The organism is Streptomyces tremellae (assembly GCF_039540215.1).
In the GTDB taxonomy this organism is placed as follows: domain Bacteria; phylum Actinomycetota; class Actinomycetes; order Streptomycetales; family Streptomycetaceae; genus Streptomyces; species Streptomyces tremellae.
In genome coordinates this window covers 24632-50042 of the sequence record NZ_BAABEP010000038.1, presented here as the reverse complement: position 1 = coordinate 50042, position 25411 = coordinate 24632, and the positions used below count along the sequence as shown (strand labels likewise).

General features: G+C 73.3%; 18 protein-coding genes, 4 tRNA genes and 1 pseudogene. 12 read left to right on the top strand and 11 right to left on the bottom strand.

Annotated features, from left to right (window positions below):
• Positions 1–5: 5 nt before the first annotated feature.
• The 5 genes from ABEA77_RS23130 (at position 6) to purM (ending at position 5156) form a co-directional block, all read left to right on the top strand.
• Positions 6–209: a DUF4177 domain-containing protein gene (locus tag ABEA77_RS23130; RefSeq protein WP_345650827.1), complete on the top strand. Its 204-nt coding sequence runs from the start codon at positions 6–8 to the stop codon at positions 207–209.
• 129 nt (positions 210–338) lie between these two features.
• The gene (locus tag ABEA77_RS23125; RefSeq protein WP_345650825.1) at positions 339–1130 is read left to right on the top strand and encodes a maleylpyruvate isomerase family mycothiol-dependent enzyme; all 792 of its coding nucleotides are present in this window, start codon (positions 339–341) and stop codon (positions 1128–1130) included.
• Positions 1131–1243: 113 nt separating this feature from the next.
• Positions 1244–2107 carry an META domain-containing protein gene (locus ABEA77_RS23120; RefSeq protein ID WP_345650823.1) on the top strand — a complete coding sequence of 288 codons (864 nt, stop codon included), beginning with the start codon at positions 1244–1246 and terminating at the stop codon, positions 2105–2107.
• 303 nt (positions 2108–2410) lie between these two features.
• On the top strand, positions 2411–3937 hold the full coding sequence (gene purF / locus ABEA77_RS23115) for an amidophosphoribosyltransferase (protein ID WP_345650821.1): 1527 nt from the start codon (positions 2411–2413) through the stop codon (positions 3935–3937).
• Between the two features lie 139 nt (positions 3938–4076).
• The gene (gene purM, locus ABEA77_RS23110) at positions 4077–5156 is read left to right on the top strand and encodes a phosphoribosylformylglycinamidine cyclo-ligase (RefSeq protein ID WP_345650819.1); all 1080 of its coding nucleotides are present in this window, start codon (positions 4077–4079) and stop codon (positions 5154–5156) included.
• Positions 5157–5263: 107 nt separating this feature from the next.
• On the opposite strand, the gene ABEA77_RS23105 is transcribed toward purM, so the two are convergent.
• Together ABEA77_RS23105 and ABEA77_RS23100 are read right to left on the bottom strand one after the other, a co-directional pair.
• A complete protein-coding gene (locus ABEA77_RS23105; RefSeq protein ID WP_345650816.1) occupies positions 5264–5515 on the bottom strand; it encodes a DUF3073 domain-containing protein in 252 nt (83 codons plus the stop codon).
• A 264-nt stretch (positions 5516–5779) separates the two neighbouring features.
• On the bottom strand, positions 5780–6865 hold the full coding sequence (locus ABEA77_RS23100) for a Leu/Phe/Val dehydrogenase (protein WP_345650814.1): 1086 nt from the start codon (positions 6863–6865) through the stop codon (positions 5780–5782).
• 230 nt (positions 6866–7095) lie between these two features.
• Here ABEA77_RS23100 and ABEA77_RS23095 point away from each other — a divergent pair, with 230 nt between their 5' ends.
• Both ABEA77_RS23095 and bldC read left to right on the top strand, forming a co-directional pair.
• On the top strand, positions 7096–8010 hold the full coding sequence (locus ABEA77_RS23095) for a DUF8083 family protein (protein ID WP_345650811.1): 915 nt from the start codon (positions 7096–7098) through the stop codon (positions 8008–8010).
• 688 nt (positions 8011–8698) lie between these two features.
• Positions 8699–8905: a developmental transcriptional regulator BldC gene (gene bldC, locus ABEA77_RS23090; protein WP_187827830.1), complete on the top strand. Its 207-nt coding sequence runs from the start codon at positions 8699–8701 to the stop codon at positions 8903–8905.
• Between the two features lie 928 nt (positions 8906–9833).
• On the opposite strand, the gene ABEA77_RS23085 is transcribed toward bldC, so the two are convergent.
• From ABEA77_RS23085 to ABEA77_RS23065, 5 genes are all read right to left on the bottom strand, one after another.
• Positions 9834–9908 (bottom strand) — tRNA-Asp (locus tag ABEA77_RS23085).
• A gap of 125 nt (positions 9909–10033) precedes the next feature.
• Complete coding sequence (gene hrpA / locus ABEA77_RS23080) at positions 10034–14056, bottom strand: ATP-dependent RNA helicase HrpA (protein ID WP_345650805.1); 4023 nt, start codon at positions 14054–14056, stop codon at positions 10034–10036.
• Positions 14057–14227: 171 nt separating this feature from the next.
• Positions 14228–14301, bottom strand: a tRNA-Phe gene (locus ABEA77_RS23075).
• 22 nt (positions 14302–14323) lie between these two features.
• Positions 14324–14398: transfer RNA gene (locus tag ABEA77_RS23070), tRNA-Asp, on the bottom strand.
• 197 nt (positions 14399–14595) lie between these two features.
• On the bottom strand, positions 14596–14964 hold the full coding sequence (locus tag ABEA77_RS23065) for a hypothetical protein (RefSeq protein WP_345650803.1): 369 nt from the start codon (positions 14962–14964) through the stop codon (positions 14596–14598).
• A gap of 328 nt (positions 14965–15292) precedes the next feature.
• Between ABEA77_RS23065 and ABEA77_RS23060 the strand changes: the two genes are divergently transcribed.
• Complete coding sequence (locus tag ABEA77_RS23060; RefSeq protein WP_345650801.1) at positions 15293–18745, top strand: glycoside hydrolase family 3 C-terminal domain-containing protein; 3453 nt, start codon at positions 15293–15295, stop codon at positions 18743–18745.
• A gap of 70 nt (positions 18746–18815) precedes the next feature.
• Here ABEA77_RS23060 and ABEA77_RS23055 read toward each other — a convergent pair whose 3' ends face one another.
• Together ABEA77_RS23055 and ABEA77_RS23050 are read right to left on the bottom strand one after the other, a co-directional pair.
• Positions 18816–19604, bottom strand: coding sequence for an SAM-dependent methyltransferase (locus ABEA77_RS23055; RefSeq protein ID WP_345650798.1), 789 nt, complete (start codon positions 19602–19604; stop codon positions 18816–18818).
• A gap of 127 nt (positions 19605–19731) precedes the next feature.
• Positions 19732–20391, bottom strand: a complete 660-nt coding sequence (locus ABEA77_RS23050) for a maltokinase N-terminal cap-like domain-containing protein (protein WP_345650795.1) — start codon at positions 20389–20391, stop codon at positions 19732–19734.
• A 366-nt stretch (positions 20392–20757) separates the two neighbouring features.
• On the opposite strand from ABEA77_RS23050, the gene ABEA77_RS23045 reads away from it, so the two are divergent.
• Positions 20758–22509: an SDR family oxidoreductase gene (locus ABEA77_RS23045; RefSeq protein ID WP_345650792.1), complete on the top strand. Its 1752-nt coding sequence runs from the start codon at positions 20758–20760 to the stop codon at positions 22507–22509.
• Between the two features lie 39 nt (positions 22510–22548).
• Here ABEA77_RS23045 and ABEA77_RS23040 read toward each other — a convergent pair whose 3' ends face one another.
• Positions 22549–23442 carry an endo alpha-1,4 polygalactosaminidase gene (locus ABEA77_RS23040; RefSeq protein ID WP_345650791.1) on the bottom strand — a complete coding sequence of 298 codons (894 nt, stop codon included), beginning with the start codon at positions 23440–23442 and terminating at the stop codon, positions 22549–22551.
• 434 nt (positions 23443–23876) lie between these two features.
• Between ABEA77_RS23040 and ABEA77_RS23035 the strand changes: the two genes are divergently transcribed.
• Positions 23877–24299 (top strand): hypothetical protein, encoded by a 423-nt coding sequence (locus ABEA77_RS23035; RefSeq protein WP_345650788.1) that lies wholly within the window; start codon positions 23877–23879, stop codon positions 24297–24299.
• Positions 24300–24475: 176 nt separating this feature from the next.
• Positions 24476–24652: pseudogene (locus ABEA77_RS23030) on the top strand (type II toxin-antitoxin system YoeB family toxin); the annotation flags it as partial.
• 122 nt (positions 24653–24774) lie between these two features.
• Here ABEA77_RS23030 and ABEA77_RS23025 read toward each other — a convergent pair.
• A tRNA-Glu gene (locus ABEA77_RS23025) sits at positions 24775–24847 on the bottom strand.
• 131 nt (positions 24848–24978) lie between these two features.
• Between ABEA77_RS23025 and ABEA77_RS23020 the strand changes: the two genes are divergently transcribed.
• Positions 24979–25329: a metallopeptidase family protein gene (locus ABEA77_RS23020; RefSeq protein WP_345650786.1), complete on the top strand. Its 351-nt coding sequence runs from the start codon at positions 24979–24981 to the stop codon at positions 25327–25329.
• The last annotated feature ends 82 nt before the right edge of the window (positions 25330–25411 follow it).

Sequence of the window (25411 nt, the reverse complement as noted above, 5' to 3'; positions counted from 1 at the left end):
CACCCGTGTACGAGTACAAGGTCGTGACGTTCAGGGAGTCGCTGATCGGCGACGCCCTGGACAGCGACAAGCTGGAGAAGACGCTCAACAAGCACGCGGAGGACGGCTGGCGGCTCAAGGCCATCACCGCCGCCGACGTGAAGGGCCGAGTGGGTCCCGGCGCGGTCGAGGGCCTGCTCCTCACCTTCGAGCGCCCGGTCGGCGCCTGAGCCGCCGCCTCCACCGCTGCCGGCGCCGATTCCGATCGGCGCCGGCAGCGGTGCGTCGCCGCGCGTCCGGGCGCGGAAGGCGGGCCGCGGCCCTCGGCCGCGGGCGCGTGCTCGGCTACCCTCGTCGGCGTGCCGCCAGCCAAGAAGCGCCTCCGCAGCTACGACCACGAGCGCACGTGTGCCGCGCTCCTCGCCCAGTTCGAGCAGGTAAGGGAAGCCGTACGGGAGTTGGCTGCCGACCGCTTCATGCTGCCGACCGGGCTCGGGGGGTGGACGGTCAGAGAGCTCGCGGTGCACCTGACGACCGCCGTGGAGTCGGTGAACCGGGGCATCGAGGCGCCGGAGCCCGCGGGTCCCGCCGTGTCCCTGCTCGACTGGCCGGCCGGCACCGCGTCGCGGGCACGCACCATCGCCGACCGGATGACCGCGCTCGCCGCGGCCCGCGAGCCCGACGAGCTGTTCACGGCCGTCGCCGACCGGGCGGCCGCGCTGCTGCCGGGGGCGCCGGGGGAGCGGCTGATCGAGACCAACGCGGGCCCCATGCGCCTGACGGACTACCTGGTCACGCGCACGGTGGAGCTGGTCGTCCACACCGACGACCTCAACAGGGCCGCCGACCTGTCCGTGCCGATCGACCGGCAGGCGCTGGCGACGGCGACACGGCTGCTCGCCGACGTGCTCGCGGTACGGGCGCCCGGCGCGTCCGTCGAGGTGCGGGTGCCGCCGTTCGCCGTGGTCCAGTGCGTGGAGGGGCCGCGCCACACCCGTGGCACCCCGCCGAACGTCGTGGAGACCGAGCCCCTCGTCTGGCTGCGGCTCGCGACCGGCCGCGCCGCCTGGCACGAGGCGGTCGCCGAGCACCAGGTCAGCGCGAGCGGCGAGCGCGCCGACCTGTCGGAACTCCTGCCCCTGATGGGCTGAACGCCCCCGCCCGTCCGGCCGGGCGCCCGCTCCGCGGGGTTCCGCTTGTGTGCGGAGTGTGACCGTGTGGCGCGGTTGCGGAACCGTCCGTGGCGGTGGATCGTCCGAGGGACATGCAGAAGCAGCAGATCGCCTCAGCAGGCGTCGCCGCACTGCTGGCCCTCACGGCCGCTTGCGGGACGCAGTCCGCGACGGAAGACCCAGGGCCGGCCGCCTCGTCCAGCGGCCCGGTCCGTACCAACCTGCCCCTCGCCGGCGTGCGGTGGAAGGTCGACAGCCTCACCGTGGACGGCGCGAAACCCGCGGTGCCCGCCGCCGCGACGGTCGAGATCGGCCACGACGGCGCGCTCACCGTGGGCACCGGGTGCAACGGCTACCACGGCAGGGCCCGCGTCGACGGCGCGAAGGTCAGCGTGTCCGGCAGCCTGAACAGGACGTTCATGGGCTGCTCGATGTATCTGGAGCAGTACGAGGAAGCCATCGGAAAGGCGCTTGAGAAGCCCCTGACCGCACGGGTCAGCGGCCGGTCCGCCGACGACCGGCAGCTGGTGCTGACCTCGGCCTCCGGCACCGGCACCGGCTCCGGCACCCGGGTCGTGCTCACGACCAGGCCGGCGGCGCCGCTCGTCGGCACGGACTGGAAGGTCGACGCGCTGACCGGGCCGCACTCCTCGACCGGCCTGCCGAAGGACGTGGCGGGCCGCGCCCACCTCGTCATCGGCAAGAACGGCACGGTCACCGGCAGCCTCGGCTGCAACGCCTTCCACGCGACGGCCCACGTCGACGGCTCCAAGGTCACCTTCGGCGCCGTCACGTCGACCAGGATGGCCTGCTCGCCCGCGACCACCACGGTGGAGAAGGCCGTGCTCGCGGTGTTGCGGGGCACGGTGCGCGCCCAGGTGAGCCACCGCTCCCTGTACCTCGCGGGGCAGGGCGGCAACGGCCTCGCCGCGGCCCGCGGCGAGGCCGCGCACTGACCGCGGGGCCACCCGCTGGGGTCAAGGTCACATGTGGCCTGGCTCACTCCGCGGCGGCTCCGGGCCGTGGCCGCCGCTCCGCGCCCCGCCGAGCCGTCCCCCGGCGCCCACGGGCCCCGTGCGGCACGGGCGGGAGTGGGCCGCGCCGCCCCGCGTGGCCGCCGGGCGGCGGACGTACGCGCCGCACCCTGCGGCGCACCCCGGTCACGCTGCGTCGCACGGGGCCCGTGGACGCCCGGGGTGAGCCGGATTTTCCCCGTCCCCAATTCGGACCAGTGGTCGATCTCGCCTACACTCGGTTGTGTGCCTCGTGGTGATGGACGACTCAGCCACGACCTGCTCCCCGGTGAGAAGGGCCCCCAGGACGCTTGCGGCGTCTTCGGAGTCTGGGCTCCGGGTGAAGAGGTCGCCAAGCTCACCTACTTCGGACTGTATGCCTTGCAGCACCGCGGACAGGAGTCCGCGGGCATCGCAGTGAGCAACGGGTCCCAGATCCTCGTCTTCAAGGACATGGGCCTGGTCTCGCAGGTCTTCGACGAAACCTCCCTCGGCTCCCTCCAGGGCCACATCGCCGTCGGTCACGCGCGCTACTCGACCACCGGTGCCTCCGTCTGGGAGAACGCGCAGCCGACGTTCCGTGCCACGGCGCACGGGTCCGTGGCCCTCGGCCACAACGGCAACCTCGTGAACACGGCGGAGCTCGCGGAACTGGTCGCGCGCCTGCCGAAGGAGAACGGCCGGGCCACCCAGGTCGCGGCCACCAACGACACCGACCTGGTCACCGCGCTCCTCGCGGGCCAGGTGAACGACGACGGCAAGCCCCTCACGGTCGAGGAGGCGGCGCCCAAGGTGCTGCCCCAGGTGAAGGGCGCCTTCTCGCTCGTCTTCATGAGCGAGCACACCCTCTACGCCGCCCGCGACCCGCAGGGCATCCGCCCGCTGGTGCTCGGCCGTCTTGAGCGCGGCTGGGTGGTGGCCTCAGAGACCGCCGCCCTCGACATCTGCGGCGCGGCGTTCGTCCGGGAGATCGAGCCCGGCGAGTTCATCGCCGTCGACGAGAACGGGCTGCGAACGGTCCGATTCGCAGATGCGAAGCCCAAGGGCTGTGTCTTCGAGTACGTGTACCTGGCCCGTCCCGACACGGACATCGCCGGGCGGAACGTGTACCTGTCCCGCGTCGAAATGGGCAGGAAGCTCGCCGCGGAGGCGCCGGCCGACGCCGATCTGGTGATAGCGACACCGGAGTCGGGCACCCCCGCCGCCATCGGCTACGCGGAGGCCAGCGGCATCCCGTACGGCTCGGGCCTGGTCAAGAACGCGTACGTGGGGCGCACGTTCATCCAGCCGTCCCAGACGATCAGGCAACTCGGCATCCGGCTGAAGCTGAACCCGCTCAAGGAGGTCATCAGGGGCAAGCGCCTGGTGGTCGTGGACGACTCGATCGTCCGCGGCAACACCCAGCGCGCCCTGGTGAAGATGCTCCGCGAGGCCGGGGCCGCCGAGGTGCACATCCGCATCTCGTCGCCGCCGGTCAAGTGGCCCTGCTTCTTCGGCATCGACTTCGCGACCCGCGCCGAGCTGATCGCCAACGGCATGACCATCGAGGAGATCGGCACCTCGCTCGGCGCCGACTCCCTCGCGTACATCTCGATCGACGGGATGATCGAGGCCACCACGATCGACAAGCCGGACCTGTGCCGGGCCTGCTTCGACGGCCAGTACCCGATGGATCTTCCCGACCCCGAACTGCTGGGCAAGCAGCTGCTGGAGACGGAGCTCGCGGCGGGCCCGGCCGACACGGCCGCGGCCGACGCCCTGCGCCGCCCGTAGCGACGGCGCGGGCGAAGGCGCCCGCGCCGCTTCCCGCCGCGACGACCCGGCGCGCACCCGTGCCCGTACGCCGCGACCGGCGTCCCACCCCTGTACCGCGTGCCGCTGCGTACGTTCCACGACACGAAAGTTCCCCGCCATGCCTGAGTCCCCCGCCCCCCGCACCGGTGCCAGCTACGCGGCCGCCGGCGTCGACATCGAGGCCGGCGACCGCGCGGTCGAGCTGATGAAGGACTGGGTCCGCAAGACCCGCAGGCCCGAGGTGCTCGGCGGTATCGGCGGCTTCGCGGGCCTCTTCGACGCGTCGGCCCTCAAGCGCTACGAGCGCCCGCTGCTGGCGTCCGCGACGGACGGCGTGGGGACCAAGGTCGACCTGGCGCGCCGGCTCGGCGTGTACGACACGATCGGCCACGACCTGGTGGGCATGGTCGTGGACGACCTGGTGGTGTGCGGCGCCGAGCCGCTGTTCATGACCGACTACATCTGTGTCGGCAAGGTCCACCCCGAGCGGGTCGCGGCGATCGTCAAGGGCATCGCGGAGGGCTGCGTGCTCGCCGGGTGCGCCCTGGTCGGCGGCGAGACCGCCGAGCACCCCGGGCTCCTCGGCGAGGACGAGTTCGACGTGGCGGGCGCGGGCACGGGCGTCGTGGAGGCGGACCGGCTGCTGGGCGCGGACCGTATCCGCGCGGGCGACGCCGTGATCGCGATGGCGTCGTCCGGGCTTCACTCGAACGGGTACTCACTCGTGCGGCACGTGGTCTTCGACCGCGCGGGCTGGTCGCTCGAACGCGAGGTCGCCGAGTTCGGCAGGACGCTCGGCGAGGAGCTGCTCGAACCGACCAGGATCTACTCGCTCGACTGCCTGGCCCTCACCAGGACCACCGATGTGCACGCGTTCAGCCATGTGACGGGCGGCGGCCTCGCGGCCAACCTGGCCCGGGTGATCCCGGACGGCCTGCACGCCAGGATCGACCGCGCGACCTGGCGGCCCGCCCCGGTCTTCGAGGTGATCGGCGAGGTCGGGGGCGTCGAGCGGCCCGAGATCGAGAAGACGCTCAACATGGGCGTCGGCATGATCGCCGTCGTGCCCGCCGAGTCGGTGGACCCGGCCCTCGCCACGCTGGCCGACCGCGGGGTCGACGCCTGGGTCGCGGGGGAGATCACCGAGCGCGGCGCACAGGCCACGGGAGCCACCCTTGTCGGCGACCACGCGGCCTGATCCGGCGCGCACCCGGCGCGGGAGCCCCGGCCCAGCACAAACCCGGTCCGGGACCAGGGCCCCGGACCGGGCAGGTGAAGCGTGCGAAACGCCGGAGGTGTCGGACGTCAAGCGCCGCGGCGCTGGGACGAGGGACCTGACTCGTCGTCCTCGTCGTCGTCCTTGTTGTACAGATCCGCGTACTGAGCGTACGGGTCGTCGTCCTCGTCGTCGTCCTCGAACGGCTCGCCGTTCGGAGGCTGACTGGAAGTCGACGCGCCCAGCTCGTTGGCCAGACGCGACAGGTCTGTCCCGCCGCTGTTGTACTTCAGCTGGCGGGCGACCTTTGTCTGCTTGGCCTTGGCCCGGCCGCGCCCCATGGCTCGACCCCCTCGGTGACGGGGCTACTCGGCCCCAGAGTCTTGACACGCGTTCATGTTTCGGAACGAGTCCTCCTCGGAGAGACCCGTCCTCAGGGCTTCAACCGTACCTGCTTCCGCGGCCATGCGGTACGCCGTCCACATGACGCGCCCGGGGGCAGAACCGGCGAGACGCCCCGTACTCGCTGGTCAGTGGCGATTTTAACCCCTTCTCGCGGGTCGACCCGCCGGACTGGCGTGAGTCTCGTCTCGCCGGTGCCTCCGTCATGCCCGCACGACGGCCTCCGCCATCCGGAGTTCGGCGATCCGATCGGCCGCGGCGGCCGGGGGAACGCCATCGGAATTTGCACATGCGAAGATTTCCAGGGTGGTGTCGTAGATCGTCGCGGCCTTCGCCCTGCACCGCTCGAAGTCGAAGCCGTCCAGCTCGTCCGCGACCTGCATCACGCCGCCCGCGTTCACCACGTAGTCGGGCGCGTACAGGATGTCGCGGTCGGCGAGGTCCTTCTCGACGCCCGGGTGCGCGAGCTGGTTGTTGGCCGCGCCGCAGACGAGGGACGCCGTCAGGTCCCGCACGGTCGCGTCGTCCAGCGCGCCGCCCAGCGCGCACGGCGCGTAGACGTCGAGGTCCGGCAGCCGCACCAGCTCCTGCGTGCCGGCCGCGGCGCGCACCCCTGGGTGGCGCTCGATCACCTCGGCGACGGCCTGCGCGCGCACGTCGGTCACGACCACCCGCGCGCCGTCCGCGACGAGGTGCTCCACCAGGTGGCGGCCGACCTTCCCGATCCCGGCGACGCCGACCGTCCGCCCCGCAAGCGACGGTTCGCCCCACCGTTCCCGCGCGCCCGCGCGCATGCCCTGGAAGACACCGAAGGCGGTGAGCACCGAGGAGTCGCCCGCCCCGCCGTGCTCGGGCGAACGCCCCGTGGTCCAGGGGCAGGCGCGCGCCACCACGTCCATGTCGCGGACGTAGGTGCCGACGTCGCAGGCCGTCACGTACCGGCCGCCGAGCGAGGCGACCGCCCTGCCGTAGGCGAGCAGCAGCTCCTCGGTCTTGATCCGCAGAGGATCGCCGATGATCACGGCCTTGCCGCCGCCGTGCCGCAGCCCGGCCAGGGCGTTCTTGTACGACATCCCGCGCGAGAGGTTCAGCGCGTCGGCGACGGCGGCCTCCTCCGTCGGGTACGGGTGGAAGCGGGTGCCGCCGAGGGCGGGGCCCAGGGCCGTGGAGTGCAGCGCGATCACGGCCCGCAGGCCGGAGGCGCGGTCCTGGCAGAGCACGACCTGCTCGTGTCCGCCCTGGTCGGAGTGGAAAAGCGTGTGCAGGACGCCGTCGGTCACATCGGTCACGGTGGTGACTCCCAAGTACGAAGCGGCGGGCCCCCTCGCCCGGCCTCCTGAGGATGGGGAGGCACGCGGTGCGAAGGGACCGGTTCGGCACGAGCGTAGCCCCGCGGTGCCCCACCCGCCCGTGTTCCCGCCGGAGTTGACCGCGAGGAACGAGCCCCTCCGGGGCGCCCGCCGGGCGGGCCGGCCGGGGACCACTCTCGTTCCCGCGCGGGGCGTGGGACGATTTCCGCATGCCGGCGGTGTCCTCCTCAGTCCTGGTCCCCTATACGTCGTACCTGCGGGTGTACGAGCCGCTGGCGGCGTTTCCCGAGCCCGAGCGCACGCACTGGACGCGGTACGCGCGCCGCGGCCACCGGCCCACCGCCCAGGACGAGCAGCGCCGCTCCCTCGCCGACCTGCTGCCGACCCCGCCGGTGCCCGTGCGGGTGCACGAGAGCGCGGACGCCTTCGTCGCGGAGGTCGACGGTGTGGTGTGCGTCTGCCCCTGGCGCACCCGGCTGCGCGGCTGGCTCGCCCTTGAGGAAGTGGGCGAGGCGTTGCCGGGACCGCTGCTCGACGTGGCGCTCCCGCCGGTGGTGCGGGGGCAGGCGGCGGCCGACTACGAGCGCTGGCGCGCGGACAACCCGGACGCGCGGCCCTGGATCAGGAGCTCGGTCTGGCAGGTGCCCGTGGGCTGGTTCACGCTGTTCTCGGACGACGAGCGGGAGTACGGCACGGCCGGCGGCGAGGGACCGGAGGCGGAGAACGGGGACCCGGGGGACGGGGAGCCGGCGGACGGCGGCGGCGGGCCGGGGCCGTACGCGCCGACGCTGCGCTACCGGACGCCGATGGTGCAGGCGCGCAGACGCCTCGCGCGCGGCCTGAAGACGCTGCGGGACACCATCGACGACGGCCCGCTGACCGAGTCGCTGATCGACGTGGGGCGGTGGCTTGAGGAGTTCCACCCGCGCTCGCTGGTGGAGCTCGACTACGGCGGCCTGGTGCACGCCCTGTCCGAGGAGCAACTGGCGAAGGACCACTCGGCCGCGGACGTGGCCGAGGGGATCGCGGCGCTGCGGGACGGCGACGGGGAGGGCGCGGGGGCCGCGTACGCACGGTTCACGGAGCGCTGGCGCGCGGTGAAGGAACGCCAGTTCGCGAACTGACGGCGACCGGGCGTCCCGTGGAACCTCCCGGGCACCGGATGTCGTCGTCCTGTGGGGGTCCCGTTCGCCCGGTGTGGACGCGGTGTGCGGGTGCGATGCGCAGATCGACGTATCGGAATCGGCGCGCGTCACGTATTGTCCGTACACTCCCGCACAGCGCGGCACCCAGAGTCGAACAGGACCGAACAGAGTCCACCGGCTCGTCACCGGGTTCTTCGCTGCCGTGGGAGGGTCCTTCGTCGCGGTCGGACGTCCCGATTCCGGGCGTTTGACCTGAAGCGTGACGGACCGCACTAAGAAGGGCCTTGTGCCCATCCCCCATCCTCGTGCCAAAATAGGACAAGGAGTCCGGGGAGGGTTCCTTCCGCCCAAGTCTGGGCGGAATGCTTGGCATTGCACTCTATGGGGGGTCTGGTGGCTCCTGGCGGTTCTGTGACCGATCGTCACGAGCGGGTGACTGTCCGCTATGGCACGGTCCATCGGCTTCCGCCGCTGATGGACACCTCAGAGGGCAATTCCATCGGTTTGGCCGACGTGGCTGGACAGATGGTGTAGTTGTAGTGCCGAGGACAAGCCGTTCGTCCTATAACCGACTCGGCCCGCGTCCGCCATTTCGGGCAACGCGGGTCAAGGTGCAGAATTTAGAGGAAAGAACCGAGAAGGTTCGGTTCTCCCGAGGAGGCCGCTCATGACCGCTCGCACCCCTGATGCCGAGCCGCTGCTGACCCCGGCTGAGGTTGCTTCGATGTTCCGCGTGGATCCGAAGACGGTCACACGCTGGGCAAAGGCAGGCAAGCTCACGTCCATCCGAACCCTCGGAGGACATCGCCGGTACCGCGAGGCTGAGGTTCGCGCACTGCTCGCGGGTATCCCGCAGCAGCGCAGCGAAGCCTGAACAGCACATTAGGGCTCAATCCGCACGACGAGCAGGGCCTGGCCAGTTCCCCCAACTCGGTCGGCCCCGCCCATGGCTCCACACGACGGGTGCCTGCCCCAACAGGCATCAGGCCCACGCGCAGTGGGTGAGTCGTCCGATCGCGCCGGACTCCGTCGAGTCCGGCGCGATCTTTCTGTGTCCACCGCGGCCTGCTGTGCGGGCGCCCGGCACTCCGACCGGTCGGTCCGGCGGAAGGTGGGGAAGTGTCCGGGTCCCGGGATCGTGTCCCGCGTGCGGAAGAGTGCAATTGCACATACAAAATTGTGAGGAGGGGAGGCGCGGCTGAACGAGTGCGATGCACCTCACAGTTCAGTGACTCCCGTCACACTTTCGGACCCTTGCCACCGGCCGGAGCGCCGACCCCATCTGCCGTCAGGAGCGCCGACACCTCGGAGGTTTCGCAGGTCTCCGCGCCGGTCCTGCCGAGTGCCCGCGCCGGACGGGTCCATGCGCCTGACACGTGAATACCGGCGTGCACATACGAGCGTCAATACGCACATCGGCCTGTAACCGGGGGTCAGGGGGCGGAGGCCGGCTGGGTGCGCCCCGCACCGGGCCCCTGTGCGCCCCGTAACGCGCCCCAGCCCCTCCCGGCCGCCGCGAGGGCCCGCGAAGGCCCGCGAGGCTCCACGGGGCGCCCTGTGGCGGTCGGGCGGCCCGCCGGGGAGGTGCGGGACGAGCCGGTGCCCGGCCGCCCGTCTCACGGGCCGTCAGCACCGGCCGCACGAGGGGCCGCTCGGCGGCGGGTGGACGGGACGGTTCGGCGGCAGCCCGGCAGCCCGGCAGCCCGGCAGCCCGGCGGTCGACGTGGTCGACGGGTCAAGCGGGCGAGGAGCAACGCCAAGGGCCCGCGTCCACGGGGGACGCGGGCCCTTGGCCTGCTGTGCGGTCCTGACGGGATTTGAACCCGCGGCCTCCACCTTGACAGGGTGGCGAGCACTCCAAACTGCTCCACAGGACCTGGAATCGCCGCCCGACGAGCGCGGGCTGCGGAGACAGACTCTACAGCAGCTCAGAGGGTGGGGTCGAACTCACGCAGCGCGACCCCCGCGCTACCGGAGCGCGGGCCGCGCGGCCCGCCGCCTCCTACGGCGCCGCCGCGTCGATCGCCTTCACGATCCGCTTGTCCGAGACCGGCCGCGGGGTGCCGAGCGCGTGCGCGAAGTAGCTGACGCGCAGTTCCTCGATCATCCACCGGATGTCCTCGACCTCCTCGGGCACCGGCCGGCCCTGCGGCAGCTGCTCCAGCAGCCAGGCGTACTCGTCCTGCATCTCGTGGACCTTCTCCATGCGGGTGGTGTCCCGCTGGACGGCCGTCGGCATCTGCTGCAACCGCCGGTCGGCCGCGACGAGATAGCGCATCAGGTCGGGCAGCCGCCGCACGCCGACCGCCGTCACGAACCCCGGCGGCACCAGACGCGCCAACTGGTCCCTGACGTCCTGCACGTTGGCCAGCAGCGCCTGGCTCGTCGTGGCGCGCAGCCGCCGCTCGCACGCCTGCCAGGCGGCGAGGATCTGCTGCACCTGCGCCACGGTGCGCACCGTCGCGTCGACCAGGTCCGCGCGCACCGAGTCGTACAGCTTGCGGTAGGACTCCTCGTCCCAGGCGGGCCCGCCGTGGTCGGCGATCAGCTTGTCGGCCGCGGCGGTCGCGCAGTCCTCGAACAGCGCCTGGATGGAGCCGTGCGGACTGCTCGAAAGGTGCAGCTTATGCTGGTTGGTGAGCTTGGAGGAGGCGAACTTCGCCGGGCTGACCGGGACGTTGAGCAGGATCAGCCTGCGGGTGCCCCGCCACATCGCGCGCCGCTGCTCCTCCTCCGTGTCGAAGAGGCGCACCGCGACCGTCTCGCCCTGGTCGACGAGGGCCGGGTACGCCTTGACCGGCTGGCCCGCCCTGCGCGTCTCGAAGACCCGCACCAGCGTGCCGATCGTCCAGTCCTTGAGGCCTGAGCGCTCGATCGCCTCGCCGCCCGAGCGCTCAGCCGTCGCGGCCGCCGCCTTGGACAGCGCCTGGCGCGCCTTGGGCCGCAGCTGCAGGCGGAGCGTCTCCAGGTCCTTCGCCTCGGCGAGCCTGCGCCGCCGCTCGTCGACGATCCGGAAGGTGATCTTCAAGTGGTCGGGGACACGGGACAGGTCGAAGTCCTCGGCCGCCACGGGCACCCCGACCATCTGCTGGAGCTCGCGGGCGAGCGCCGAGGTCAGCGGCTCCTGGCGCGGCACGGCCCGGTCGAGGAAGCGCTTCGCGAAGTTCGGCGCGGGCACGTAGTGCCTGCGGACCGGCTTGGGCAGCGAGCGGATCAACTCCGTCACCAACTGTTCGCGCAGGCCCGGGATCTGCCAGTCGAAGCCCTCGCCCCTGACCTGGTTGAGCACCTGGAGCGGAATGTGCACCGTCACGCCGTCCGCGTCGGCGCCCGGCTCGAACTGGTACGTCACCCGGAACTTCAGCCCGCCCTGCCGCCACGCGTCCGGATAGTCGTCCTTGGTGACGGACTCGGCGGCCTCGGTGATGAGCATCGACCGCTCGAAGTCGAGCAGGTCGGGCTCCTCGGCGCGCTTCCGCTTCCACCAGGAGTCGAAGTGCGCGCCGGAGACGACGTCCTCGGGCACCCGCCGGTCGTAGAAGTCGAACAGCGTCTCGTCGTCCACCAGGATGTCGCGCCGCCGCGCCCGGTGTTCGAGCTCCTCGACCTCCCCGAGCAGCTTGCGGTTGTCGTGGAAGAACTGGTGGTGGGTCCGCCAGTCACCCTCCACGAGCGCGTTGCGGATGAACAGGTCGCGGGAGACCTCCGGGTCGATCCTGCCGTAGTTGACCTTGCGGTCCGTGACGATCGGCACGCCGTACAGCGTGACCTTCTCGTACGCCATCACGGCCGCCATGTCCTTCTCCCAGTGCGGCTCGCTGTAGGTGCGCTTGAGCAGGTGGCCCGCGAGGGGCTCGATCCACTCCGGCTCGATCCTGGCGTTGACCCGGGCCCAGAGCCTGGACGTCTCCACCAGTTCCGCGGACATCACGAACCGCGGCGGCTTCCTGAACAGTGCGGAGCCGGGGAAGATCGCGAACTTGGCGTTGCGCGCGCCGATGTACTCGCCGCCCCGCGCCCCGCGCCCGCCGTCGCCGCCCTTGGCGTCCTGGCCCTTGGACTCCTTCACGTCCTTCATGCCGACGTGCGACAGCAGTCCGGCGAGCAGCGACACGTGGACGCGCTGCTCCGGTGCCTCGTCCTCGTTGAGGCTGATCCCCATCTGCCGTGCGACCGTGCGCAGTTGGCTGTAGATGTCCTGCCACTCGCGGATGCGCAGGTAGTTGAGGTACTCGGACTTGCACATCCGGCGGAACGAGGACGACGACCTGGCCTCCTGCTGTTCGCGCAGGTAGCGCCACAGGTTGAGGAAGGCGAGGAAGTCCGACGTCTCGTCCTTGAAGCGCGCGTGCTGCTGGTCCGCCTGCGCCTGCTTGTCCGAGGGCCGTTCGCGCGGGTCCTGGATGGAGAGCGCGGCGGCGATCACCATGACCTCGCGGACGCACCCGTTGCGGTCGGCCTCGACCACCATGCGCGCGAGGCGCGGGTCGACGGGCAGCTGCGAGAGCTTGCGGCCGAGCGGGGTGAGCCGCCCCCGCTGCTCCTTGCGGTCGGGGTCGAGGGCGCCGAGCTCCTGGAGCAGCTGCACGCCGTCGCGGATGTTGCGGTGGTCGGGCGGGTCGATGAAGGGGAACTTCTCGATGTCGCCGAGGCCCGCCGCCGTCATCTGGAGGATCACCGAGGCGAGGTTCGTCCGCAGGATCTCCGCGTCCGTGAACTCGGGCCTGCTGAGGAAGTCGTCCTCCGAGTACAGCCGGATGCAGATGCCGTCCGACGTGCGGCCGCAGCGGCCCTTGCGCTGGTTGGCGCTGGCCTGCGAGACGGGCTCGATGGGCAGCCGCTGCACCTTGGTGCGGTGGCTGTAGCGGGAGATGCGCGCGGTGCCCGGGTCGATCACGTACTTGATGCCCGGCACGGTCAGCGAGGTCTCGGCGACGTTGGTCGCGAGGACGATCCTGCGGCCGGTGTGCCGCTGGAAGACGCGGTGCTGCTCGGCGTGGGAGAGGCGCGCGTACAGCGGCAGGACCTCCGTGCCGCGCAGCCGCCGCCGCTCCAGGGCGTCCGCGGTGTCGCGGATCTCGCGCTCGCCTGAGAGGAAGACCAGGATGTCGCCAGGCCCCTCGGCCATCAGCTCGTCCACGGCGTCGGAGATCGCGGTGATCTGGTCGCGGTCGCCGTCGTCGCCGTCCTCTTCGAGCAGCGGCCGGTAGCGGACCTCCACCGGGTACGTACGTCCTGAGACCTCGACGACCGGCGCCGTGCGCTCCCCGCCGTCCGCCCGGGGCCCGGCGTCCACCGAGGCGAAGGCGCCGAAGTGGCGGGCGAAGCGCTCGGGGTCGATGGTCGCCGAGGTGATGACGAGCTTGAGGTCGGGGCGGCGCGGCAGCAGCTGGGCGAGGTAGCCGAGGAGGAAGTCGATGTTGAGGCTGCGCTCGTGGGCCTCGTCGATGATGATCGTGTCGTACGCGCGCAGGTCGCGGTCGGTCTGGATCTCCGCGAGGAGGATGCCGTCCGTCATCAGTTTCACGAACGTCGACTCGGGGTTGACCTGGTCGGTGAAGCGGACCTTCCAGCCGACCGTCTCGCCGAGCGGGGTGCCGAGTTCCTCCGCGACCCGCTCCGCCACGGTGCGGGCGGCGATCCTGCGGGGCTGGGTGTGCCCGATCATGCCCCGCACGCCCCGGCCGAGCTCCAGGCAGATCTTGGGGATCTGGGTGGTCTTGCCCGAGCCCGTCTCACCGGCGACGATCACGACCTGGTGGTCGCGTATCGCCTCCAGGATGGTGTCCTTCTTCTGGCTGACGGGGAGTTGCTCGGGGTAGGTGACCTCGGGCAGCCGGGCGGCACGCCGCCGCAGGCGCTCCGCGGCCTTCCCGGCCTCGGCGGCGATCTCGTCGAGCACGGCCTGGCGCGCCTCGGGCTTGCGGATGCGCCGGGTGCCTTCGAGCCGGCGGCCGAGCCGCTGCGCGTCGCGCAGGGAGACCTCGGCCAGCAGGGACTGGAGGTCGGCGAGGGAAGTAGACATACCGCATCCCAGGATCTCACCGCCGCCGCCGAAGCGGCGAACGCTTTACGTACGCGTCCGGGTCCGCCGGACCGGTTCACGGGCCGCCGGCATGTGGCGCCGGGACAGCCGGGACATACGACGAGAGCGACCCGCCCGCTCGGTGCGGGGGAGTCGCTCTCGTACGAAAAGTGGCTGGGGCCGGGATCGAACCGGCGACCTATCGCTTTTCAGGCGATCGCTCGTACCAACTGAGCTACCCAGCCACGCGACCCGCGGGGGTCGCAGCGGTCCTGACGGGATTTGAACCCGCGGCCTCCACCTTGACAGGGTGGCGAGCACTCCAAACTGCTCCACAGGACCAGGCGATGACGCGGACAAGTCTCGCACACGCTGGTGTGGGCTCCGCACCGAACAACCGGTGTGCCCGGCGGCGGTGGTGGAGCTCCTTGCCCGAAGTCGCTAGACGAGCGTATCAGAACGGGGAGGGTGCCCCGACCGGCCCCGAGTGCCGTGACCTGGGGCCCGTGGGGCGCCCGCGGCGCGGGAGAAGCCCGAGGTCAGTCGCCCGCCGGGGGCTCGTCGCCGGGCGGGCGGTGCTGGAGCGCGCAGGCGTAGTGGCCGCCCGGCGGGCGCTCGCACACCACGTACGGCACGGTCTCGCGGGCGCCGGCCGCGGCGGGCGCCGTGGGCCGCCACGGCATCACGGCCTCCCCGGCGAGCAGCGCCTCCACGGTCTGTGCGGCCTCGCGGGGCGCCGGGTGGTGCGCGTACCCCGCGGCGCCGAGCGCGAGCGCGACGGCCATGCCGAGCAGATTGGCCTCGGTCGGCTCGCCGGGTGCCGCGGTCCCGGCGGCGGGCGCGAGCCTGATGCCCCTGTCGGGCACGTCCACGACGCGGGCGACGTAGCGCTCTGGGCTCTCGGGCATGGGCACGCTCGCTTCCTGCCGTGCGGTGCGGGTGGCCGTACTCTACGTCGGCCGGGGCGCGCGGCCCGGCAGATCGGCCGCGCCGCGGCGGGTGGCCGCGCGGGGTGGCGGCGGGGCGCGCGGGCGGGCGCAAGCGCGGGGCGGAACAGGTGAGTTCAATGTTCCGGCCACATTTCCGTGCCGTCGTCTTGTCCTTGCTCATGACAGGCCGTAGAAACACGGTGGCCCTGTTCCGTCTCCGTCTTAGCGCGCTCACCCGCTGTCACGGCGGCCGGAGTGCCCCGCGCTCTCTCCTCCGTGCCCCGCACCCCCGCTCTCAGGAGTCCCCATGCGCAGAAGAAGACCGCACGTCGCCGCGGTCGCGTCGGGCGCGCTGCTCGCCGCGGTCCTTGCCGTACCGGCGGGCGGCGCGTCCGCGGCGGACGCGCGTACCGCACCGCACTCCCCGGCCGCCTGCCCCTGGGTCGGCTCGCACGCGCCCGTCGAGCACCGCGTCTCCCAGGTGCTGTCGCGGATGACGCTGGCCGAGGAGATCGCGATGGTGCACGGGACCGCGGGCTCCGCGTACACCGGCTATGTGCCGGGCGACGCCCGGCTGTGCGTCCCGGCGCTGAAGATGCAGGACGGGCCGGTCGGCGTCCGGATGGACGACACGACCCAGCTGCCGGGTGCCACCGGCGTCGCGGCCTCCTTCGACCCCGCGCTCGCCCGCGCGTACGGCTCCGTCGTCGGCGCCGAGGACAAGGCCAAGGGCGTCGACGTCGACCTCGGGCCGACCGTGAACATCGTCCGCGACCCCCGCTGGGGCCGCGCCTTCGAGTCGTACAGCGAGGACCCGTACCTCACCGGGCAGATCGGCTCGGCCGACATCGAGGGCATCCAGTCCCAGGGCGTGATGGCCCAGGTGAAGCACTGGGCGGTCTACAACCAGGAGACCAACAGGAACACGGCGGCCGACAACGCCGTCATCGACGACAGGACCGTGCACGAGGTCTACACGGCGGCCTTCGGGACGATCGTCGAGCAGGCGAAGCCGTCGTCGGCGATGTGCTCGTACTCGTCCGTCAACGGGACCTTCGCCTGCGAGAACGCCTATCTGAACACGATCCTCAAGGACGAGTTCGGCTTCGACGGCTTCATCACCTCGGACTGGGGCGGCACCCACTCGACCGTGGCCTCCGCCAACGCGGGCATGGACATGCAGATGCCCGACGACTCGTACTTCGGCGCCGCCCTCACCAAGGCCGTGCGGGACGGGCAGGTCAAGCGGGCCCGAGTGGACGACATGGTCGCGCGGATCATGCGCGAGGAGTTCCGCTTCGGCCTCTTCGACCACCCCTCGCCCGACACCCCGGACGCCCCGGCCTCCACCCCGGCGCACCGCGCCGTCGCCCGGCGCGCCGCCGAGGACGGCTCCGTCCTGCTGAAGAACAGCGGCGGCCTCCTGCCCCTCGGCAGCAAGACCAGGTCGATCGCGGTGATCGGCGACGGCGCGGGCGAGAACACCATGACCGCGGGCGGCGGCAGCGCGGCCGTCACGGGCACCGGTACCGTCACGCCGTACGAGGGGATCAAGGCGCGCGCGGGCTCCGGCACCACCGTCACCTACGCGCAGGGCAACATCGGCGCAGGCGGCCGGCTGCCGCTCGTCGACAGCAGCTACCTCACCCCGGCCTCCGGCACGGGCCAGGGCCTGACCGGCGCGTACTACGCGAACAAGACCCTCTCCGGCAGCCCGGCGGCGACCCGCACCGACGCCCGGGTCGACTTCGACTGGAACGGCGCAGCCCCCGCGCCGGGCGTGCCCGGCACGGACTTCTCCGCCCGGTGGACCGGCACCCTCACCCCGCCGAGCACCGGCACCTACACCTTCGGTCTGACCAGCGACGACGGCAGCAGACTGCTGATCGGCGGCAAGCAGGTCATCGACAACTGGCGCGACCAGGCCACCCACACAGAGACCGGCACGGTCAGCCTCACCGCGGGCGAGCCGGTCCCCGTCGAGGTCGACTACTACCAGGGCACCGGCGGCGACGAGGTGCACCTCGGCTGGGAGACCCCCGGCAGTGACCTGGCCGCCCAGGCGGCCGACCTCGCCGCCAGGTCCGATGTCGCGGTCGTCTACGCGAACGACTTCGAGTCCGAGGGCAGCGACCTCTCCTCCATCGACCTGCCGGGCGACCAGAACGCCCTGATCGAGGCGGTCGCGAAGGCCAACCCGCACACGGTCGTGGTGCTGAACACCGGCTCCGCCGTCACCATGCCCTGGCTGGACCGGGTCAAGGGTGTCATCGAGGCGTGGTACCCGGGCCAGGAGGCGGGCAACGCGATCGCCGCGCTGCTGTACGGCGACGTGGATCCCTCGGGCAGGCTCCCGGTGACCTTCCCCGCCTCGCTCGGCCAGGTGCCCGCGTCGACGCCCGCGCAGTGGCCGGGCACCGGCGGCACCGTCCGGTACTCGGAGGGCCTCGACGTCGGCTACAAGTACTACGACGCCTCGGGCGAGACGCCGCTGTTCCCCTTCGGCTACGGCCTCTCCTACACCTCGTACCGCTTCTCGCACCTGAGGCTCGACACGGGCACGCTGCGCGAGAACGGGACGGTGCGGGTCACCGCCGACGTCACCGACACCGGCGACCGCGCGGGCTCCGAGGTCGCCCAGCTCTACCTCACCGACCCGAAGGCGGCGGGCGAGCCGGAGAACCAGCTGCGGGGCTTCGCGAAGGTGGCGCTCGGGCCCCACCAGACCAAGCGGGTCGCCTTCGAGGTGACCGCGCGGGACGCCTCCTACTGGAACAGCGACGCCCAGGCGTGGACCCTCGCCCCGGGCTCCTACCGGGTGCGCGTCGGCGACTCCTCGCGGAGCCTGCCCCTCAGCGGCGGCTTCCAGGTGCGTACGACGACGGGCCCGCGCTACACGGAGGTCTCCGCGCCCGCCCTGGCCTCCGGGGGCGCCACCCTCTCCGTGCGCACCACTTTCACCAACGGCTCGACGCGGCCGGTGCGCGGCGCCGCCACGAAGCTCACGGTGCCGGCCGGCTGGTCGGCCGTGCCGCGCGGCACCACCGCGCACCCGCTCGTACCGCCGGGGAAGTCGGTCTCGACGACCTGGTCCGTGCGCGTCCCCGCGGGGGCGGCGGGCGGCGCCGCGCGGCTGACCGGCGCCACCCGCTACCCGGGCGGGCCGCGCACGAGTCCCGGGGACGGGACGGCGACCGTGCAGGTCGCCCACCCCGACCTGGCGTCCGCCGCCACCGAGGTCGGCGTGAGTGACGACGCCGACCCGGCGCACGGCGGCTTCGGCGGCGCGGGCTACAGCTACTCGGCGCAGGCGCTCTCCGACGCCGGGATCGTCCCCGGCGGGCAGGTGCGCACCGCCGACGCCACCTTCACCTGGCCCGACGTGGCCGCGGGCACGCCCGACGAGGTGCCCGCGGCCGGGCAGGCGGTGGAGGCGCACGGCGCGGGCACCCGGCTGTCGCTCCTCGGCGCGGGCACCAACGGCACCCAGAGCGGGCAGGCCACCGTCACCTACACCGACGGCACCACGTCGACCGGCACGGTGACGCTGGCCGACTGGTACGCCAACCAGGCGGCCGAGGGCTGCGCCCTGGTCGCGACCACGGCTCACTGGAACAATCCGGCGGGCGACACCCTGCCGCACGACCACCGGGTCAGCCTGTACGCGTCGTCGGTGCCGCTGACCGCGGGCAAACAGGTGGCCTATGTGACGCTGCCGGGCAACCCGGCGCTGCACGTCTTCGCGACCGCCATCGGGTGACCGCGCGCACGGGCCGGGGCCGGTACCCGCGGTGGGTGCCGGCCCCGGCCCGTCCGGCCCTCCGCGGCCCCTACGGGACGCGGGCGACGGCCGCGAAGATGCCGCTGCGCTCCGGCTCGGGGCGCGGCTCCTCCTTGTACCAGTCGGGCGCGGTGACCAGGCCGGGCTCGACCAGTTCGAGGCCGGTGAAGAACCGTTCGGTCTCGGCGCGGGCACGGAAGCGCAGCGGGATGGTCCCCTTCTTGTACGCCTCCTTGACCGTCTCGACCAGCTCGGCCGGGTGGAAGTCGGTCGTGCCGTGCGAGAAGACCAGCAGGCTGCCCGAGGGCAGGGCGTCCACCAGGGTCCTGACGATCCCGTACGGGTCCTCCTCGTCCTGGATGAAGTGCATCAGCGCGATCAGCGACAGCACCACGGGCCGGTCGAAGTCGAGGATCGTGTGCGCGTGCTCGATGATCGTGCCGGGGTCGCGCACGTCGGCCTGGATGTAGTCGGTCGTGCCCTCGGGCGTCGAGATGAGCAGCGCCTCCGCGTGCCGCAGCACGATCGGGTCGAAGTCCGTGTAGACGATCCGGGCGCGCGGGTTCACCTGCTGCACGATCTGGTGCAGGTTCGGCTGGGTCGGGATGCCCGTACCGATGTCAAGGAACTGGTCGAAGCCCTCGCGCGCGGCCCAGGCCACCGCGCGGTGCATGAAGGCGCGGTTCTGCCGCGCGGCGGCCTTGGAGTCCTCGGGCAGCTTGTCGCCGACCGCCTGGTCGACCAGGTAGTTGTCCTTGCCGCCGAGCAGCCAGTCGTAGACCCGCGCCGGATGGGGCTTGCTGGTGTCGATCCGTGGCTTGGGTGTGCCGTGGGACATGGAGGACTCCGGTGTACGAGGGCCGCCGCCGCTGGAATCGGCGGTCGGACACGGACTGCGGGGGGCGACACCCCCAAGAGTGCCGCACGCGGTGGGGGCGTGGGACGCCGGGCGGCGCGCCCGCCCGTCAGGGGCGCAGGACGGTGGCGAGGGTGCCGCGCACGGCCGCGCCACCGGGGAGGTTCCAGCCCGCGGTGATCCGGCCGAGCACGGCCCCCGCGTCCGACGCGTCCCCGCCGGTGGAACGCAGGACGCGGTGCACCCGCAGCACCGCGCCGCCGCCCGCCACGCGGACCTCGCTGTACCCGGGGCCTTCGGTCGCGGCGAGCGGCGGGGGGCCGAAGGCCGCCTCGGGCAGCGCGGCGCCCGCGGGGTCGGCGGTGACGGTCGGGTCGGGGGTGTTGCTCTCCCGCTGGGCCTGCGGCTCGGCGGCGCCGCGCGCCAGCGCGTACAGGCGCTCCACGAGCACCGGGTCGTACACGCCGTCGTAGACCTGGCGCAGGCCGAGCACGCCGTGCTCCGAGGTGCCGACGAGCGCGTCCCGCGCGCCTTCGAGCGGTGTGCCGCGGTAGGTGAGCGGCACCTGGTAGGTGGTGGGCTCGGGCCCGGACACGTCGGTGACCAGCATGAACTCGATGCCGACCGTCCCCGCGGGGTCGTCGAGGCGGTACCCGCCTGCCCGCACGAGATCGGGTGTCCCGCCCCGGAACCACGGGCGGGACGGCAGCCAGGCGGCGAGCAGTTCCTCCTTGGAAGGGGTCATCGTCGTGCGGTGGATCACGGCCATCTCAGGAGCCTCTCTCGTCTCTCGCCGACGCCGGTCATCCTGCCAGGCGGCGCGCTCGGCGTCCGCCCCCGCCCGCGGGTACGGGCCGGTGACCTCTCCAGCCGTCCGAGGGGCCGCTACCGTCCGCCCCCGCCCGCGGGTACGGGCCGGCCGCGTGCAGCGCGTACGCCGACGCGCGGAAAGCGCCCGCACGGGGGATTCTGGGACACGCGCCCGGGGATACGGCGCCGCGCGGGGTACCCGGCCCGCCGTGCCCACGGCACGTGCGGCACGTACGGCACGTGCGGCGCGCGCCGCTGCGTGCCCGGAGGCGTACGGCGAGGCGAGGCGCGGCAGCGCACCGACGAGCAGGCAGTGGAGGCCCGGATGGCGGACGACGGAGCACGCGGCGGACGCGAGGGACACGAGCGGCAGGAGGGGCGCGGGGGGCGCGGGGGGCACGAGGGGCGTGAGGGACACGAGCGGCAGGAGGGGCGCGAGGGGCGCGGCGGACGCGAGGGAGACAAGGGGCACGACGGCGGCCCCGGGGTGCGCAAGGGCGCCCTGTGCCTGGTGACGGGCGCGAGCGGGTACATCGGCGGCCGGCTCGTCCCCGAACTGCTCGCCGCCGGGTACCGGGTGCGGTGCCTCGCGCGCACCCCGGAGAAACTGCGCGACCACCCCTGGGCCCGCCAGGTGGAGATCGCCAAGGGCGACGTGACCGACGAGGAGAGCGTGACCGCCGCGATGGACGGCGTCGAGGTCGCGTACTACCTGGTGCACGCGCTCGGCCAGGGCAGGCGCGACTTCGAGGAGACGGACCGGCGGGCCGCCCGCACTTTCGGGCGCGGCGCGCGGGCCGCGGGGGTGCGCCGCCTCATCTACCTCGGCGGCCTCACCCCGGCGGGCGTCCCCGAGCGTGAACTCTCGCCGCACCTGCGCTCGCGCGCCGAGGTCGGGCACATCCTGCTCGACTCCGGGGTGCCGACCGCGGTGCTGCGGGCCGCGGTGATCATCGGCTCGGGCTCCGCGTCGTTCGAGATGCTGCGCTACCTCACCGAGCGGCTGCCGGTGATGGTGACGCCCAGCTGGATCAGCACCCGCATCCAGCCGGTCGCCGTACGGGACGTACTGCGCTACCTGGTCGGCGCGGCGGCGCTGCCCGCCGACGTCAGCAGGGCCTTCGACATCGGCGGGCCAGACGTCGTCACGTACCGGGACATGATGCGGCGCTACGCGCGGGTGGCGCGCCTGCCGCGGCGGCTCGTCGTGACCCTGCCGGTCCTCACGCCCCAGCTCTCCAGCCACTGGATCGGCCTGGTCACGCCCGTGCCCTCGGGCATCGCGAAGCCGCTGACGGAGTCGCTGCGGCACGAGGTGGTGTGCGCGGAGCACGACATCGCGCGGTACGTGCGCGACCCCTCGGGCCACCCGTACGGCCTCGACCGGGCGATCGAGCTCGCGCTGCGGCGCGTGCAGGAGGCGCGCGTCGACACCCGCTGGTCGAACGCGTCGCTCCCCGGCGCGCCGAGCGACCCGCTGCCCACCGACCCCGACTGGGCGGGCGGCAGCCTCTACACCGACGAGCGGGAGGCGCCCGTCGAGGCGACGCGGGCGTCGCTGTGGCGGGTGATCGAGGGCATCGGCGGCGCGCACGGCTGGTACTCGATGTCGGCGGCCTGGGCCGTGCGCGGCCTGCTCGACCGGTTCGCCGGCGGGGTGGGGCTGCGCCGCGGGCGCCGCGACGACGAGCACCTGCGGGTCGGCGACTCGCTGGACTTCTGGCGTGTCGAGGAGATCGAGCGCGGCAGCCTGCTGCGGCTGCGCGCCGAGATGCGGATGCCGGGCCTGGCCTGGCTGGAGATGCGCGCCGACGAGGACGGCGCAGGCCGCACGGTCTACCGCCAGCGCGCGCTGTTCCATCCGCGCGGTCTCCTCGGCCAGGCGTACTGGTGGAGCGTGTACCCCTTCCACGCGGTGATCTTCGGCGGGATGGTCCGCAACATCGCGGCCGCCGCCCGCGACCTGGACGGCGCGGCCGCCGGCACGTCCCCGCGCCCCGCGCCCTGGGCCCGGCGGGCCGTCGGCGCGCTGCGCCGCCGCGCCTGGCACCCGGGCCCCGGGGTGCCGCCCGCCTGAGGCGCGGCTCGCGCGGACACGACTCCGAGGGGGCCCGGCTCAGCAGCGGCGGTCGCGGTGTCCCGGCGCGCCCGCCGGCACGACGTCCCGGTCCCTGAGGGTGATCGACAGGCGCGCGCCCCAGCGGCGGCAGCCCGCCGCGAAGGCGGTCGCGTCGTACTCCACGTCGAAGACGCGCCGGTGGTACGCGGAGGCGAAGTCCGCGCACTCGCCGTAGTGCGCGCACTCCTCCACCACCGCGAAGTCGAAGCCGATGTCCCGGCGCCGGCCGAGGAGTTCACCGGTGTTCTTCTGCGCCACGGCGAGGTGGTCGCGGTGCCCGCGCGCCACCAGCAGCCGGGCGAAGGCGGCCGCGTCCGACCGGCTCAGCAGCCCCTTCGAGCGCTGGTACGAGTCGAGGTTGTCCGGCTCCACGGCGTCGAACCCGGCCCGCGCGCAGCCGTCGACCCAGCCGCCGACGACGCCGAGCAGCTCGGTGCGGCGCGCGGGCGTCGAGATGTCGAGCAGCGGCTCGTCCCAGTCCTCGTCGACGACGAGCGCGCCGTGCGGGTCGTGGCCCGCGCGCAGCAGCAGCCCGGGGTGGTGCGCGCGCCACCAGGCGGCGGCAGCGGCGCCCGGCTGGGCCTGGAAGGCGTTGACGTAGCAGATCGAGTAGAGCCCGGCCGCGGGGCGCGCGGACCGGTCGCGCGAGACGGCGCGCACCCCGGCGGGCGGCGCGTACGCCCCGCCGAGCTGGTAGTCGAACGCCGCGTTCGCCGCGGGGAGCCGCACCCGCGCGGCGGGCGCGGCCTCCTTCCCCGGCCGCGCCGAGCAGGCCGTGAGGACGGTGGCGAGCAGCGTGAGGACGGCGAGCACGGCGGGGGCGGTGGTGCGGGGCCGCCGCGCGGGGGCGGCGAGGCGGGACCGCGCGGGGGCGGCGACCTGGGAGGGCATCGTCCCAGTCTCCCCGGGCCCTGTGCGTCGGCTGTGCGCGCCCCCACCCGGCGGACGCGGGACCGCGCCGGCGCACGGGGAATACGGGCATGGCGTCGGCCGCTGACGGAGCGTTAGAGTCACGGGTCACCGGCGCCGGCAGAGCGGCGTCACGACGTGCGAGGGGCCGCGATGGACGTTCGACACACCCCCGCCGCGCACGCCGGGGGCGCGCCGCCCCGCGGCCGTACGACCGGCGCGGGGCGGGACGCGCCGACCCTGGCACGTACCACCGGCGCAGCGGACCCGGCGCCGCCCCGCTGAGCGCGGGAGACAGCCGGAACGAGAAGGGAGCGGCGGGCACCGCGCCGCGGGCACGACCGCTCCCGAGACTCCAGGACCTGGCCACCGGCACCACCCACCGCCCGGGCCGGGTGAAAGGGACACACTCCGCCATGGCAGAGCCGTACGGCACCACCCCGCCCGCCCTCCTGCGCCCGCCGGCCTCGCCCGCCGCGGGCGCCACCGCCTCCGCGGCGATGGCCTTCGCCGCCTTCCGCGCGCTCTACGAGGGCCACTACGCCGCCTACGCCGCGGTACGGCTGGGCAGTTCGGCCCTCGGCCGGCGCGCGGCCCGCGCCGCCTTCGCCGAACTCTCCGGCAGCTGGGCCCGGGTGCTGCGCTCCTCCTGCCTCGCCGCCACCGCCTGGGCCTGCCTGCGCCGCCATGTGGAGGCGCAGGCAGGCCGCCCGTTACCCGAGGCGGACGACGCGGCCCTGCTCGCCGGCCGCCTCGGTCTCGGCCGCGACCTCGTCATGGAGCTCCTCGGCGACGCACAGGCCGGCATCCTGCACGCGCCCCTCGCGACCGGCTGCTGAACCGCCCCCGCCCCGCGCCCTTCGGGCCCGCGGCCGGGCCGCGCCACCGGCGCCCACCCGATGAGGTCGCCCGCGATGGCCGAGCGGCTGCGCGGGGCCATCGAGCAGGACCGTGCGGGCGGGGGCGCGCTCCACGAACTGGGGGAACCCGACGGCGCGTCCAGGCGGGGCGTCGCGTGAAGGTGCTGTTGCGCGAAAACGGCCGGGGCGACCACCCGGGGTGGCAGGCGAACGGCCGGAAGCTCCTGACGCGGATCAACCAGCTCGCCGCCGACCTCGATCGCAACGGCCATGACGGGATCGGCAGAGCCGAGCCGCTGCCGAACCACTTCTCCGACTGCTGGTCGCGGCGGACCGATGCGGAGAGCGGAGATGGGGACACCACGGGCCCCTGGAACAAGAAGGGCCCTGAGCCGTCCGGCCGCGCGGCTGAGCGAAGCGAGCCGCAGGCGGTCCTGACGGGATGTGAAACGGGTGCCCCCAACGGGATTCGAACCCGTGCTACCGCCTTGAAAGGGCGGCGTCCTGGGCCACTAGACGATGAGGGCGAAGGGCCCGCCTGACGCCGGGCGGCGCTTCGGAGGACATCGGCAGCATAGGCGATGGCGCGGAACATCGCCAAAACGGTTTCTCCGTGGTCAGCGTCGCGCCGGGCGGGCCGTGCGGCGACAATGGCAGGGTGCTGGAGATGACGCGCGAGGAGTTCGAGGAGCTGGTCTCGGAGGCGCTCGACCGGGTCCCGTCCGAGCTGACCCGGCTGATGGACAACGTCGCCGTCTTCGTCGAGGACGAGCCGCCGCCCTCCGACCGCGAACTGCTGGGGCTGTACGAGGGCACGCCGCTGACCGAGCGCGGCGAGTGGTACGCGGGCGTCCTGCCCGACCGCATCACGATCTACCGGGGCCCCACGCTCCGGTACTGCGAGACCCGCGCGGACGTGGTCAGGGAGACCGAGGTCACCGTGGTGCACGAGATCGCCCACCACTTCGGCATCGACGAGGAGCGGCTGCACGCGCTCGGGTACGGCTGAGCGGGGCGCCCGCGGCCCGGCGGAGGGTGCCCGCCTGGATGGGTGGGGTCGGTGAATGGGCGTGTCCCTGACGGGTGCGGGC

Excerpts from the sequence above, each read along its gene's own strand:
- ABEA77_RS23065 (WP_345650803.1), bottom strand. The coding sequence starts at position 14,964 with ATGCCCGAGAGCCCAGAGCGCTACGTCGCCCGCGTCGTGGACGTGCCC.
- ABEA77_RS23035 (WP_345650788.1), top strand. The coding sequence starts at position 23,877 with ATGGCAGAGCCGTACGGCACCACCCCGCCCGCCCTCCTGCGCCCGCCG.
- ABEA77_RS23060 (WP_345650801.1), top strand. The coding sequence starts at position 15,293 with ATGCGCAGAAGAAGACCGCACGTCGCCGCGGTCGCGTCGGGCGCGCTG.
- ABEA77_RS23050 (WP_345650795.1), bottom strand. The coding sequence starts at position 20,391 with ATGGCCGTGATCCACCGCACGACGATGACCCCTTCCAAGGAGGAACTG.
- ABEA77_RS23045 (WP_345650792.1), top strand. The coding sequence starts at position 20,758 with ATGGCGGACGACGGAGCACGCGGCGGACGCGAGGGACACGAGCGGCAG.
- hrpA (WP_345650805.1), bottom strand. The coding sequence starts at position 14,056 with ATGTCTACTTCCCTCGCCGACCTCCAGTCCCTGCTGGCCGAGGTCTCC.
- bldC (WP_187827830.1), top strand. The coding sequence starts at position 8,699 with ATGACCGCTCGCACCCCTGATGCCGAGCCGCTGCTGACCCCGGCTGAG.
- ABEA77_RS23040 (WP_345650791.1), bottom strand. The coding sequence starts at position 23,442 with ATGCCCTCCCAGGTCGCCGCCCCCGCGCGGTCCCGCCTCGCCGCCCCC.
- ABEA77_RS23095 (WP_345650811.1), top strand. The coding sequence starts at position 7,096 with ATGCCGGCGGTGTCCTCCTCAGTCCTGGTCCCCTATACGTCGTACCTG.
- ABEA77_RS23105 (WP_345650816.1), bottom strand. The coding sequence starts at position 5,515 with ATGGGGCGCGGCCGGGCCAAGGCCAAGCAGACAAAGGTCGCCCGCCAG.
- ABEA77_RS23055 (WP_345650798.1), bottom strand. The coding sequence starts at position 19,604 with ATGTCCCACGGCACACCCAAGCCACGGATCGACACCAGCAAGCCCCAT.
- purM (WP_345650819.1), top strand. The coding sequence starts at position 4,077 with ATGCCTGAGTCCCCCGCCCCCCGCACCGGTGCCAGCTACGCGGCCGCC.
- ABEA77_RS23120 (WP_345650823.1), top strand. The coding sequence starts at position 1,244 with ATGCAGAAGCAGCAGATCGCCTCAGCAGGCGTCGCCGCACTGCTGGCC.